14 protein-coding genes are annotated in these 12,370 nt (G+C 44.0%); 4 read left to right on the top strand and 10 right to left on the bottom strand.

Translation table 11 applies throughout. The annotated features are described in order from the left end of the window. Positions 1-24 precede the first annotated feature (24 nt). A complete protein-coding gene (locus ITG12_RS23145) occupies positions 25-510 on the bottom strand; it encodes a hypothetical protein (protein WP_248874188.1) in 486 nt (161 codons plus the stop codon). A gap of 257 nt (positions 511-767) precedes the next feature. After that, the gene (locus ITG12_RS23140; RefSeq protein ID WP_248874186.1) at positions 768-1,313 is read right to left on the bottom strand and encodes a TetR/AcrR family transcriptional regulator; all 546 of its coding nucleotides are present in this window, start codon (positions 1,311-1,313) and stop codon (positions 768-770) included. 146 nt (positions 1,314-1,459) lie between these two features. Between ITG12_RS23140 and ITG12_RS23135 the strand changes: the two genes are divergently transcribed. Beyond that, positions 1,460-2,053, top strand: a complete 594-nt coding sequence (locus ITG12_RS23135) for a hypothetical protein (protein ID WP_248874184.1) — start codon at positions 1,460-1,462, stop codon at positions 2,051-2,053. Between the two features lie 11 nt (positions 2,054-2,064). After that, complete coding sequence (locus ITG12_RS23130; RefSeq protein ID WP_248874182.1) at positions 2,065-2,934, top strand: SDR family oxidoreductase; 870 nt, start codon at positions 2,065-2,067, stop codon at positions 2,932-2,934. Between the two features lie 71 nt (positions 2,935-3,005). Here the strand turns inward: ITG12_RS23130 and ITG12_RS23125 are convergent, their stop codons facing one another. Together ITG12_RS23125 and ITG12_RS23120 are read right to left on the bottom strand one after the other, a co-directional pair. Beyond that, positions 3,006-3,356, bottom strand: coding sequence for a rhodanese-like domain-containing protein (locus tag ITG12_RS23125; RefSeq protein ID WP_038869124.1), 351 nt, complete (start codon positions 3,354-3,356; stop codon positions 3,006-3,008). 108 nt (positions 3,357-3,464) lie between these two features. Then, a complete protein-coding gene (locus ITG12_RS23120) occupies positions 3,465-4,076 on the bottom strand; it encodes a LysE family translocator (RefSeq protein ID WP_038869126.1) in 612 nt (203 codons plus the stop codon). Between the two features lie 103 nt (positions 4,077-4,179). Between ITG12_RS23120 and ITG12_RS23115 the strand changes: the two genes are divergently transcribed. Next, a complete protein-coding gene (locus ITG12_RS23115) occupies positions 4,180-5,046 on the top strand; it encodes a LysR family transcriptional regulator (RefSeq protein ID WP_248874180.1) in 867 nt (288 codons plus the stop codon). Between the two features lie 81 nt (positions 5,047-5,127). Continuing rightward, positions 5,128-5,493: a VOC family protein gene (locus ITG12_RS23110; RefSeq protein ID WP_248874179.1), complete on the top strand. Its 366-nt coding sequence runs from the start codon at positions 5,128-5,130 to the stop codon at positions 5,491-5,493. A 53-nt stretch (positions 5,494-5,546) separates the two neighbouring features. Here the strand turns inward: ITG12_RS23110 and ITG12_RS23105 are convergent, their stop codons facing one another. From ITG12_RS23105 to ITG12_RS23080, 6 genes are all read right to left on the bottom strand, one after another. Beyond that, positions 5,547-6,050, bottom strand: coding sequence for an ankyrin repeat domain-containing protein (locus ITG12_RS23105; protein ID WP_050567178.1), 504 nt, complete (start codon positions 6,048-6,050; stop codon positions 5,547-5,549). A 108-nt stretch (positions 6,051-6,158) separates the two neighbouring features. After that, entirely contained in the window at positions 6,159-6,338 is a 180-nt protein-coding gene (locus ITG12_RS23100) for a hypothetical protein (RefSeq protein ID WP_038869131.1), read from the bottom strand. 129 nt (positions 6,339-6,467) lie between these two features. Then, complete coding sequence (locus ITG12_RS23095) at positions 6,468-6,869, bottom strand: hypothetical protein (protein ID WP_248874177.1); 402 nt, start codon at positions 6,867-6,869, stop codon at positions 6,468-6,470. Between the two features lie 226 nt (positions 6,870-7,095). Continuing rightward, positions 7,096-8,343 carry a hypothetical protein gene (locus tag ITG12_RS23090; protein WP_248874175.1) on the bottom strand — a complete coding sequence of 416 codons (1,248 nt, stop codon included), beginning with the start codon at positions 8,341-8,343 and terminating at the stop codon, positions 7,096-7,098. After that, on the bottom strand, positions 8,336-9,505 hold the full coding sequence (locus ITG12_RS23085; RefSeq protein ID WP_248874173.1) for a hypothetical protein: 1,170 nt from the start codon (positions 9,503-9,505) through the stop codon (positions 8,336-8,338). Before ITG12_RS23085 ends, ITG12_RS23090 begins: the two co-directional genes overlap by 8 nt. 363 nt (positions 9,506-9,868) lie before the next feature. Then, complete coding sequence (locus ITG12_RS23080) at positions 9,869-12,349, bottom strand: GH92 family glycosyl hydrolase (protein WP_248874171.1); 2,481 nt, start codon at positions 12,347-12,349, stop codon at positions 9,869-9,871. Between the last annotated feature and the right edge of the window lie 21 nt (positions 12,350-12,370).

The raw sequence follows: 12,370 nt of genomic DNA, 5'->3' as shown, positions 1-12,370 counted from the left end.
GTTTAAAAACTTTTGTATGGCGATTTAGCCATTACGGCGAGATTTAATTGCTTGGCGTACTTTTTGGCGTTGTTCTTTGCTCAGAGAGCGAACTTTATCTCGAATGGGAACCATTGCGGCACCATTCCCCCATTTAACATCAGGCACTTCGATGATGTTACCGTCAGGCCCTTTTATTTGGACTGAGTTACGATTGCTACCTTCAACGTAACTAATTTGATACATGGCTTCGCCATTGATTTCACTGATGACAACATAGTTTTCAGCCACCACATCAACTTCCCATTTAACATTTGGGTTGTCACATTGAATGCAGATAGGGTTGTCCCAATCGTTGTCAACGATAGGTAGATCGTTATCTGGTGTTGGCATTATTCCCCATTCGCCATCAACAATAGGTAATTCATTATCTGGGATACTTGCTTCTGGTGCGTTTCCACCTGATGAGCCTGAAGATGAGCAACCCATTAGTAGGATGGAAGAGATAGCGATTGCGATATATTTTTTCATCAGTTTTTCCTATGGAACAAGATTTAAATGACCGTTCTCGCGCTAGTCTGATCCGTAAGTCTGTAGGAGAGCGTGACACTATTTGATGGGAAAAATGTATCGAAACAATAGATGTTTATCTAAGCACCTATTGTTATTCAAGTCATAACTGTGGGTTATTAATGTGTGTGGGGGGGGGGGCTGTTTTAGCTCGGGACTTAAGTGTTAAGCAAAGCACATGATAATCAAAATACATTATGCAACTTTTTACATGAGAGCTAGTTTAAGATACGCTCAACCTGCTCAATAACATGAGCATCTTCTAGCGCTTTACCCAACATCAATTGATGGTTCAGTAGCCCTAGCATAAGGGTATAAAGTGATTCTTTGTGTTGCGCTGAAACGTAGTTTTCTAGCATCGTCATGTACTTTTGATTCGCAAGTAACATGCAAGGATCGGTAGCTACGTTTTCTTGCCCAATCACATCAATGTAATCAGAGACAAGCTTCATCTCTTGGAAGAAACGCGGAGCCATTTGTTCGAAGATCAATACGAAGTTTTCGACTTGTTGCTCTGTACTCGCTTTACTTGAGTTTGGTCTGTCTGCTAGCACTTCTGCGTCAAAGTTGACGATGGCCTCTGTTGCGGCTTTGAACAGTTCATCCTTACTTTTGTAATAGTGATAAACCGCACTTTTGCTCATTCCTAACTGTTCGCACAATTGCCTCATACCAATGTTTTTGTAACCGAACTCAAGGAACACTTCGGTTGCTTTTAAGGCAATTTCTCTACGTCTGCTTTCATGATCGACGATCTTCGGCATGGTTTTATTCTCAGCTTTTGTTACCGCAATGCCTCGCAGTATAACACAAGATCTTTTATTTAGACCAAGTGGACAAAAAAGATCTTTACCTAGCTTTCAAAGCGTATTAATTTAAAAAGACCAAGTGGTCTAAATAAGGTTTTAGTATGAAAATTGATTGGAGTGTTCCTCAAGCAAGAGCGGGTTTCTGGGGTGGAATTGATAAGCTGATTGGTCCGGGCGCAACGAAAGCAGAAAAGAATTTACAGTTGTATGTCCCTTTTGCTGCTGGTTCTGTCGTGGTGATTTATGCGTACTTTGCACAACTGGGTTGGACTACTACTCAATATGTTATCGCGGGTTTGCTCACAGTGGATATTATCGGCGGCATTATTACCAATGCGACTTCTACGGCAAAGCGCTGGTTTCATCGTGAAGGACAAGGTTTTAAGCAGCACATGAGCTTTATTCTGACTCATTTCGTGCAGCTTTCTCTCTACAGTTGGGCGTTCTTGAATTTCGATATCATGTGGATTGTTGTGATCGGTGGTTACATGGTTCTTGCATGTAGCCTAGTCATGAGAACACCGTTGTATTTACAACGTCCTGTGGCGCTAACTCTGTATTCTCTTAGTGTGATTATTTCGATTTATTGGGCACAAGCACCACAAGGTTTGGAATGGTTTTTACCGCTGTTCTACCTAAAGTTATTGGTGAGCCACGTATTGCGTGAAGAGCCATACCGACCAGAGCAAGAATAGGACGTCATGTTATGAAAACGCACCCTCGAATTTTAATTGCGGGCTCAACGGGGTACTTGGGTTCGAACATTGTTGAGCTATTTCTCTCTGAGCACATTGATTTTAAAGCCATTGCGAGAAACAAAACCAAATTACTCGCAATGGGTGTGGAAGAGTCACAAGTGATAGAGGCGCAGGTTACTCATCCCGATGAGCGTAAAGGTGTTTGCGACGGTGTCGATGTTGTTATCTCATGTTTGGGCATTACTCGCCAACAAGACGGATTAGGTTATTTGGATGTCGACTACCAAGCAAATTTGAACTTGCTTGAAGAAGCAGAGCGAGCAGGTGTCGGTAAATTCATCTACATCTCTGCATTTAATGCTCAGAAATGTCCTCAAGTTCGTCTTTTAGAGGCGAAAGAACGCTTTGCGAATCGGCTTCTGCAATCAACAAAACTAACCCCTTGTGTGATTCGCCCGAATGGCTTTTTCTCTGATATCACCGAGGTGTACAACATGGCGAAATCCGGTCGAGTGTTTACTTTTGGCGATGGTGAAAACTTGCTTAATCCCATTCACGGAAAAGACTTGGCGAGGTTTTGTGTAGAAGCGATTGAACGAAATGACACAGAACTCGATGTCGGTGGTCCAGATGTTTTGTCAGTCAATGATATTGCTCGGCTTGCGTTCAAATCTCAAAACAAAGTGGAGAAAAATACGCACCTACCGGACTTCCTGCGCAGAGCTGGGTTATCGATAGTACGTCACTTGCCAGAGAAATGGGGTGGTCCTGCTGAGTTCTTCCTGACCATGTTAGGCGGTGACAATATCGCGCCGATTTATGGTCACCATCGACTGGAAGACTACTTCGGCGAGCTGGCTTCAACCGATAACGAATAGATAGTGAAAAAACAAAAAGCACACGAGAGGTGTGCTTTCCGTTCAGTTGGCTAGGTAGGTGCAAAGTCGTATTACTTCGCTTGTTGCATCTCAACCAAGCCGCCCGCGTTATGTAGGTTGGTAAACCCTTGCGATTGTAGGTACTGATACGCTTGCCCTGAGCGATTACCACTGCGGCAGTAGAGCACGATTTGTGTGTCTTTATCGACATTAGCAAAGTGTTTATCTAACTCTGAAAGCGGAAAGTTCACCGCTTTGTCTAAGTGACCATCGGCAAACTCTTGTGGCGTGCGCACATCGACAATCATTGCGCCTTGATCAATCCATTGCCAACCCTGCTCTGCTCGTTCAGAAGCCAATACCGATGGTGCGGAGAAAGCTAAGCTCAAACAAGTGAATACAATCGGAAGTAGTTTTTTCATTGAGTTCTTTTCCTCAAGGTCAATTGCCCTTAATCGTTCTGATGAAGATTATACGTGCGATTATCAAACTTCGATGTGGCATCGGTCGAAATGTCGTAACTCAGCGTGTTATGACTTTAATCCTAACATTGCACCAAACAACAATAACCCAGCGCCACAAGCTTGGTTCAACCTATGTTTCACGCGCAGTAATAAGCTCTGTAATCGCGGTGAGGTAAACAAGATGGCGACCATAGAAAACCACATCCCGTGTAGCGCAATCATGTAGACACCGTAACCTAAAGCTAGGTGCTGTGATGCTGCATTCGGATCGATGACTTGGCTAAAGATACTCAAGAAGAACAACATGGTTTTTGGGTTAAGCACATTGCACAAAAAGCCTTGGAAAAAGAACTGCCAAATGGAGATGCTTTGTTGTGTTTCCCCCTCTATCTTCTGCTGAGAGTCAGCCCCAAAAATCCCTTTTAATCCTAGATAGATCAGATAAGCCGCACCGAGGTAGCGAATCAAACTGAACAACCATTCGTTCTGTGAGATTAAGTAACTGATACCAAGCAATGAATAGGTAATGTGCACCGAAATCGCAAGACTAATGCCCACGGCACTCCAAATTCCCGCTTGTCTGCCATTGTTGAGGCTATTTCTAAGAACCAATACAAAATCAGCTCCGGGACTGATAACGATGAGTATGCCTAATAAGGCAAGGCTGAAAAGCTCCATGGTGTTTCCTGTTTCTTCGTTGTTATGAATGGGGCAATTGTAGGTCGAGAGTTCGGAGACTATAATCGAAACAAATTCCGCTAAGTGTGAGAAAAAGTCACAGATGAGGCATCTTAAATCCTTCCATGTTTTCCATGTCGCGGCATCGTCTGCGAGTTTTAGTGAAGCAGCAAACAAGCTCAATATTACGCATGGCGCAGTGAGTAAGCAGATCAAAGTGTTGGAAACCTATCTGGCTCAACCTCTGTTCTACAAACAGGGGCGTAATATGCTGCTCACTAAAGAGGGTGAGATGCTGAAAAGCTACACCGAGCAAGCATTCCAAGCGCTGGAAACTGGAGTGAACAAGCTGGTGCAGGAGAAGCATCAATACCTTGAAGTCTCTTGTGAGCCAACGTTAACCATGCGTTGGTTGATGCCAAGGCTTTCCGCGTTTAATGATGGTTGTGACGCAGATGTTCGTCTTTCGACTGCGGGAGGACCTGTAACGCTTGGCTCGACGGGGCTTGCTATGGCAATTCGTCGAGATGACTTTGAACCTTTGTATCACTACCCAAAAACCAAGTTAGTGGAAGAGTGGGTAGGTCCGGTGTTTTCACCCGACTACTGGCAGCAAGTAAAAAGCGATTTGGACTCAGTGAAGCTATTGCACAGCCAAACCAGACCTGAAGCTTGGCACGAATGGGTGCAGCGCTCTGGTGAAGTGTCGATGAATGGCAAAGCAGAACAGTCTTTTGCACACTTCTATTTCTGCATTCAAGCTGCAGTCGACGGCTTAGGCGCGGCGATGGGCTCTTATCCTCTGGTGATGGACGATCTCAAACGCGGCAACCTTGTTGCGCCATTTGGTTTTGTGCCGTCAGGGCATGACTATGTCTTATTGACTCAAGACAAAGCACGCTCTGAACTGGAACAAAAATTTGTGCTTTGGCTGCAAACCCAAATGGCGGAGTGTGTGCCTTGCGCCTAAGAAATACAGAGAGATCCTAGTCAGAGCGCGTTGAGTTACCTAGAGTGGTTAAATACGTGCTACACAATGGAAACTTAGGGAATGGAAAACCTCAATATTGTTGAAATTAAATCTTTTGTTCCTGCGAAAGATTACGAGCTATCAAAGCGCTTTTATCAGGCGTTGGGTTTTGAGATGCCTTCGGATTTTGGTGGTGTGGCGTACTTCTTCAAGGGCAGTTGCTCATTCTTGTTGCAAGATTTTTATGAGCCAAAACACTGCAATAATTTCATGATGCATTTGCTGGTGGAAGATGTTGCTAACTGGCATGAACATGTTTCGAATGTCGATCTGGCGTCATTCGGAGCCGAGGTGACAGAACTGGTTGATCAACCTTGGAAGATGCGAGAATTCTGTTTGCACGATCCTAGTGGCGTGCTGTGGCGAATTGGTCAGAATATCGATTAATTTCAACTATATAAAAACAACAAAGGGAGCGAGAGGCTCCCTGTGTTTTTGCTCTAGTGCAATAGCGCGTACATAGCGCCGCGATTGGCGGTCGGGTTCTCGGTGTAAATCCAATCTAAAAACTCAGTGGCGTTCTTTCCTACCTTAGGGCAATAAAGATCTTTGTTTGCCCCTTGCTGCATTAGCCATTTAAACGCCTCGAAATCATCATGAATGATGGCGGAGTGTAGAGGCGGACTGTTACTTTCGTTCAGCCAATTTACGTCAAATCCATGTGCGATTAAGGTGTTTGCCATACGAAAGCGGCTATGACTGTCACCACTTAGAATCGACGAAATACCATATTGATACTCGACTAAGCTTAGTAAATCTTGCGAAACGCCAAACGTCTCAAAATAGAATAAGCAATCTTCGCTATCAAACACCGGAATATCATTTCCTAATGCGCACAGCATCATTCGTTCTTCGGTGAGGGAATGCTTCAAAAACAGTGCGAATGAAGTAGTGATAAACGATAGGGTAAAGATTGTGGTTCTAATTGTTGTATTGATGTCCATATCTACCTGTATTCAAAAAATAAAAAGCCGCAAGCGCACCTGACGCTTGTTGGCATTAGGTAAACTTGGAAACGGTTTAATTGTGGAAATAAGGTGTCATTACGCGGTTTACGCAGCCATGGTTTGGCGTTCTTCTTCTAGCAACCAGCCGTACCACCAACTCATGAATTCGAGCGAGACAATCGGGTATGGGTTCTCCTCGAAAGGCGTGTTGTGAAGGTAGGCATTACGTCCTTCCGTGACGACTTCATCCACTAGTGGAAGTCCGCCATCGTCATAGTCTTTCATGATAGTTCGTCCTTTTTATCATTCGGAAAACTATACATTACAGAGTTCTCTAACCTGCAATACGGCATTGTACAAAGAACCAAAATTGAAAATGCTATTATCAATAAAAAAGCATTTTTAATCAGATGCTTATAATGGTTTACTTGTTAGTGAATGATGGTTTATGAAGTCAACTAAGTGAGTAACTTGGCTTGGTTCGATGAATCGAGATCCAATTTTGATTTCGTGGCGGCACAGTGTGAAATTGTGCAAAAAGCGATAAATGCTTTGCCACTGCTGTATTCGAGCCAAGCTGAGGTGAGACGCGTAACTAGGTTGTAGCCATTCGGTGTAGCGTTGCCAGAAGCGCGAGTTCCAATCTGGATCCGTGGGGAAAAGGGAGTGAATAGCGGCATCATCGAGCTCGCCTTTTTTGGTCAATAAACCCAAGCCGATTTGCCACTTGCCCAGTGTATTTTCAATATTCACTCGTCGCCATGTTTCATCCCACCAACTCATGTTTTGTTTACCGCTGTTGTTAGTGTCGTACACGTTGTGTGATCTTACGTGGCAGTAGTACATATGTGTGCTTCCACTGATTACCGTTGGTGTAAATCCGGTAATCGCAGCGCCGCGAACAAAGCTTTTGGCGGCTAGATGAGCACGTCAGAAATTAAAGCATACAGTGTTGGTTGAGGGGCTTATAGCACTTTTCTTACTGTGGTTCGACTTGTGAAAAATCCCCGAACATCGAGGATTTTAAAATAAAAGAATCAGCTTATGATGCTGCGGCCGCTTGTGTTAAGCTGTCAGAATAGAGCATGAACAAGTAGACAACCCATACTCCCACGCCGACTAATATTCCTATGTTAATTCTATTCAATAGCTTTTTCGCAGCTTTAACCTTGTCTTGAATCTCAATGAAAACACCATCAAGTGAATTGCTACTGTTTTCCATATTGTTCTCGTTGGTTGTAGATTCAGCAATGATAGAAAGAGCTTTCTTCGCACTCGTTTCGCAATCATTAATAGCAACGATCTTGTGTCTTAGATTCAGAACCACAAGAAAAACAGCTAAAAGCATCGCAGCAACAATCAGTACCGCTGACATTGGATTCCAGCTACGAAGCAGGCTTGTTCCAAGAATAACTACAGGGATTGATAGAGCCTTCGCCTGATTATCGTGAATGATCGCATTTATTTTTTCAAAATACTCAATTTTAGCGGTCTCGATTTCTCGTGTGAACTTGTCAATGGAGTATTTGGAAGTGTAAAACTCATAGCCTATATCAAAGTTTTCAATGAAGTCAGTAGGCTTCATTATAACAGACAATAGGCCATTCTTGTCGCCAAGCTTAATTCTACCTTTGAGTGTTTTCAGTAAAGCAGATCTACAAACCAGTTTCTTCTCAACAGTGTAAGCATCGTCCCGCTTTTTAAAGCCTAGTTCCTTAGCTGGAAATTCTGTTAGCTCATCAAAGTTTAGCTTTGTGTCTTTAGAACTAATCACAAACTCATGTGATTTGATCTTCTTTTGTTCCTCAATTTCTTCGATAAGAAAAAAACAAACCTCATTATAGTTGGAGCTATAGATATAGTTCCTCGTTAGTGATTTGAACAAATTCAGCCAGCTTTGCAAAGATTCAAATCTTTTCGCTATTTCGGCATGAGAGTCACCTGGCGTAGCAAAGAAGAAATCTCTGTGTTTTGCTTTAAGCTCGCCTTTGATGGCGAGCTTAAAGTAATCATTGAACATTGCCTGATAGTTTTGATAAATATGATTAACACCATCAGTAGCCACTACTAGAGTAGTGATGTACTCATCGTCTTTATGTTTCTCCATATCATCATCCATGATTAAGGATCGACCGTCACCTATATCTCTTAGGGCGTCGATCGTCCCTGCGATTCTATCATCACAGTTAGACAAAAATTGGAAAACCAAATAGCGACCATCTATTTCGGCTTTTTGGCCTGAAACCTGCTGAAGCTGGTTCAGATGTTTCAAAATAGTGCTGTTATTCATTCTCTAATATCGAGTTAATCTTCTGTATTTCTCTTGGATCTTCGATAGTTGTTGTAAATGTCACTTCACCGGTGTCAGAGTTAAACTTGAATTGAAAGTCATCTGGGTCGGTAAACTTACCTATCGATCTCTTTTCCAAAATTAGTTTCGCAAAGCCTACATCGAGGTTAACGTAAACCAATTCCTTTATTATATTGGTCTTTAGTTCAAACTCATCATTTATTTCGTATGCCCCCTCGTTTGCAAAGGTCTCGAACGTGCCGCGAAGTTCTGCATTTTCATCTGGAATGCATCCGTCAACGATTGCAGAGATTTGCGCTAACGTGACAACTTGCCCTTTGTGGCCCTCTGAGAAGGTGTATACACTGCTGTTGATTTGGTCACGAATTTTTCTCGTACCAAATTCTTCTTTGTTTTCCTTCCAGAAATCAACCAATGCTTTCTCTACATTTGCACTGCTTGCTTTGTTTGTTATTAGTGCTTCCGCAAACAATGCCTCTTTGAAGTACTCGCGAACGTCGCCCCCGCCACTGATAAAAGTAAGGAAGTTATCGACTTCGTCTTCTTCCTGTCCTTCTTGTGTTTCTTGGGTATTGAATCGTATTAGGTCAACTTGACACCCTTGGACAAATTGTTTCAGATCAATGACATCTGTCTCAGCAATTTGGAAGTCTTCAGTGAACTTGAGTGCACCAGTATTTTTGACCATAAGAACAGAGAAATGTTCTTTGACAATCTCAAGTTCTTCATCAGGATTCTGCACTTCTTCTGTACCGTCTTCTTGTACGATAACTACTGGATCTTGTCTAACTCTAAAATGAACAAAAACTATTACTGCGCCTTGTTCTAATCTGGAATTTTTCAGGTGTGGAGCTAACTTCTTTTCGGCGAACGTAGAATGAAAATCTTCAAATGTAAGATCTCCCTTTATATAGCTACCTAATAGAGAAGGGAATTCATGGTTGCTAGGATTACTTTTGAAAGTTGAGTATTCTTTTCCGCCCTGATCGATTTTGAGGTTTGATTTCTGAACAAACTTTTTAACGTTATCGGAACTTGTATCCCAAGCAGAGCCTGCCTCTAATGCCCAAACACGCTCCTCTGTTTTTGCGTCGACACTAGGGGTACCGTTGTAGGCGATAGCACTCACTACTTCAATCATTCGCTTTGACCTGTATTACAAAAAATATGATGTACGGCATTATAATGATTGAGGTCAATATGTAATGCTTTGCTATGAGCTTAATGCAATATTTGATGTGCGTGTAGCATCTTGAAGATTAAGCAAACATACTCATAAACTAATTTGAAACAAATGTTTTATTGTTTTTTGACGATAGAATCACAATTGCCTTTTTGCTTCTTTATTCGAGCCGAAGATGATGTTTATACCGAGGCGAACTCGTTGCTCTGCTTGGGTTTCAAAACTAAAAAGCTAGATGTGTGCCCGGTAATTAAGATCTGTGGTTGAACAAAAGGCCAGCTCTCGCGAACTGACCTTTGAAGAGGGAAGAGTGGTAGAGACTTATTGAAGCGCTTTCATCGCTTCAGATTGCTCGCCCGTCATCACGAAGTGCAACTCACCACCCGGTTTGAACTCGGAATGGTCGAAGAAGAAATCGTTATCCAAAGCTTTGCCATTGATGGTGACGGACTTGATGTACATGTTGTCATCGGCGTTGTTTTCTGTGGTGATGGTGAACGTGCCGCCTTTCACCGGAATCACGGCTTTGTCGAATAGCGGACGGCCCACAGTGTAGATAGGTTCTGCCGCGTTCACTTGGTAGAAGCCTAATGCAGACATCACATACCAAGCGGACATTGCGCCCACGTCTTCGTTACCAATGACGCCTTCTGGCGCAGCGAAATACATGTCATCCAGAATGTGGTCGACGACTTGTTGTGTCTTCCATGGTTCTGCGGTCCAGTTGAATAGGTAAGGAATGTGGTGCGAAGGCTCGTTACCAAACGCAACTTGACCAATCAAACCAGACATATCCGGAGTTTCTGTGCCTTGGCTTTCTGCTGTGAAGGTTGCTTCTAGGTTCTTCTGGAACTCAGCATCGCCACCCATGATGGTTTTTAAGCCTGCGATGTCATGCGGTACAAACCAAGTCCACTGCCATGCGTTACCTTCGGTGTAGTTGCCTGTCTCGTGTTCTGTACCGTATGGGTCGAATGGTGTCATGAAGGTTTCATCAATCATCACTGGACGCATAAAGCCCGTCACGCCATGTTCTGCGTATTCCGTTGGGTTGTAATCGAAGTACTTCTTGTAGCCTTTTGAGCGTTCAAGGTATTGCTCTTCCGCTTGAGTATCATCGGCTGCTTTGGCAATTTGTGCGATAGCCCAATCGTAGAACGCGTTTTCTAGACCGTAAGAAACAGACTCAACCGTGTAGTCTTCAAAGACTGGCTCACCATCGACACGTTGGATGGCAGGCGTGAAGCCGTTTTTCTCAATGTAATCGATGTGCTTGGTTAAAGTGCGATCCAATACGCCCTGATCCCAATCGGCTTGCAATGCAGGGTAGTTCTCGTACGTCGAAGAGTCGATCGCGGCTTTCAGCGCCAGCTCTTTCTCTTGCTGAGTAAACTCTTCTGGGAACTTAGTGATCGCATCCGCAATCACTGCTACCGCTGGGTAGCCAACCATGGTGCCTGTTTCGTCACCTAAGTGCTCCCACTTCGGCAGCAAGCCGCTTTCAGTGTACTTCTGAACTAGATTCTTTGCGTATTGCACCGCGCGAGTTGGCTCTGTGATGGTTTTTAGTGGGTGTAACGCGCGTTGGGTATCCCATAGAGAGTAAACCGAGAAGTTTGGCTGTTCTTCTGTTGCTTGACCGTAAGCGATGGAGTATTCCCCTTCGCCTTCACGAATTGAGCCTTTGCCCATGCCACGGAATCGACCATCCACGTCTTGATGCACCATAGGCGCAATCTTGGTGTGGTAAAGCGCAGTGTAGAAGATCTCTTTTTGATCTTCCGTGCCCCCTTCAATTGAGAAGTTGAGCGCTTTTGCCCATTTCTCACGTGCGTTGTTGCGCGCAGTATCGAAAGAGACATTTGCTTCTGCATCGTAGTTGTTTTCTGCGCCTTGTGGGTCAACCGCAGATAACGCCACTTGCGCATTCAACTCTTGTGAGCCTTCATCTTCAAATTCGATGTAGGCAGTGACGTCCGCTTTGACACGCTTAACTGGATTACCTTGGTCATCGTAAATCAATTCGGAAACGTGCTCTGCCGTTAGGCCGTCAACAGGCTTACCATTGGCAAGGATGTAGACGTCTTTGATCTTCTTATCGAAAGTCGCATAGAAGAAGATTTTTTGGTTTTTCGCCCAACCAGAGAAGTGTGCTGCATCGCGCTCGCCCGTGATGGTATGACCGTCTTCGCTCACCGTTAGTTTGTTACGCAAAGAGGTTGAACCCCAGTCACTGTTGAGGATGGAGTTGAGGTCAATCTTCAAACGTTGTGGTTGGCCTTGCGGATAGGTGTAACGATGGAAGCCGACACGTTCAGAAGCTGTAAGCTCAGCTTTGATACCGTTCTCAGCAATCTTCACAGAGTAGTAACCTGCTTCTGCCACTTCTGAGGTTTTGTCCATCTTGACCGAAATCGCTTCGCGGTAGTCGTCGCTGTCTTCGATGTATTTAGCTTTATCTTCGGTAAACGGCAGGAACAGAATGTCACCTAAACCGCCCATGCCCGTGCCAGAAAGGTGAGTGTGGGAGAAGCCAAATAGAGTCTTTTTATCGAAGTGGTAACCTGATGAAGAGTGCCAGCCGATCAGCTCGGTATCTGGAGAAAGTTGCACCATGCCTTCTGGCACAACAGGACCCGGGAAGGTGTGTCCGTTAAAGCCGGTACCAATGAATGGGTCGACGTATTTTAGGTTGGAAGTATCGACGCTTGGTGAGGTGTTATCGTCGTCATCGTTGCAGCCAGCCAAACCAATAACACTTGAAATCACAGCGGTGGCGATAGCGGTTTTCGTAAAGTTCATAATCTTGATTCCTTAGGCAGG

The sequence above is a fragment of the Vibrio sp. ED002 genome, assembly GCF_023277445.1.
Taxonomy (GTDB): Bacteria; Pseudomonadota; Gammaproteobacteria; order Enterobacterales; family Vibrionaceae; genus Vibrio; species Vibrio jasicida.
The sequence above is the reverse complement of the archived record's forward strand: the minus strand, read 5'-3'. Positions and strand labels throughout refer to the sequence as shown.

Bases quoted from the DNA above. Each gene is read 5' to 3' on its own strand.
- ITG12_RS23145 (WP_248874188.1), bottom strand. From the start codon at position 510: ATGAAAAAATATATCGCAATCGCTATCTCTTCCATCCTACTAATGGGT.
- ITG12_RS23140 (WP_248874186.1), bottom strand. From the start codon at position 1,313: ATGCCGAAGATCGTCGATCATGAAAGCAGACGTAGAGAAATTGCCTTA.
- ITG12_RS23135 (WP_248874184.1), top strand. From the start codon at position 1,460: ATGAAAATTGATTGGAGTGTTCCTCAAGCAAGAGCGGGTTTCTGGGGT.
- ITG12_RS23130 (WP_248874182.1), top strand. From the start codon at position 2,065: ATGAAAACGCACCCTCGAATTTTAATTGCGGGCTCAACGGGGTACTTG.
- ITG12_RS23125 (WP_038869124.1), bottom strand. From the start codon at position 3,356: ATGAAAAAACTACTTCCGATTGTATTCACTTGTTTGAGCTTAGCTTTC.
- ITG12_RS23120 (WP_038869126.1), bottom strand. From the start codon at position 4,076: ATGGAGCTTTTCAGCCTTGCCTTATTAGGCATACTCATCGTTATCAGT.
- ITG12_RS23115 (WP_248874180.1), top strand. From the start codon at position 4,180: ATGAGGCATCTTAAATCCTTCCATGTTTTCCATGTCGCGGCATCGTCT.
- ITG12_RS23110 (WP_248874179.1), top strand. From the start codon at position 5,128: ATGGAAAACCTCAATATTGTTGAAATTAAATCTTTTGTTCCTGCGAAA.
- ITG12_RS23105 (WP_050567178.1), bottom strand. From the start codon at position 6,050: ATGGACATCAATACAACAATTAGAACCACAATCTTTACCCTATCGTTT.
- ITG12_RS23100 (WP_038869131.1), bottom strand. From the start codon at position 6,338: ATGAAAGACTATGACGATGGCGGACTTCCACTAGTGGATGAAGTCGTC.
- ITG12_RS23090 (WP_248874175.1), bottom strand. From the start codon at position 8,343: ATGAATAACAGCACTATTTTGAAACATCTGAACCAGCTTCAGCAGGTT.
- ITG12_RS23085 (WP_248874173.1), bottom strand. From the start codon at position 9,505: ATGATTGAAGTAGTGAGTGCTATCGCCTACAACGGTACCCCTAGTGTC.
- ITG12_RS23080 (WP_248874171.1), bottom strand. From the start codon at position 12,349: ATGAACTTTACGAAAACCGCTATCGCCACCGCTGTGATTTCAAGTGTT.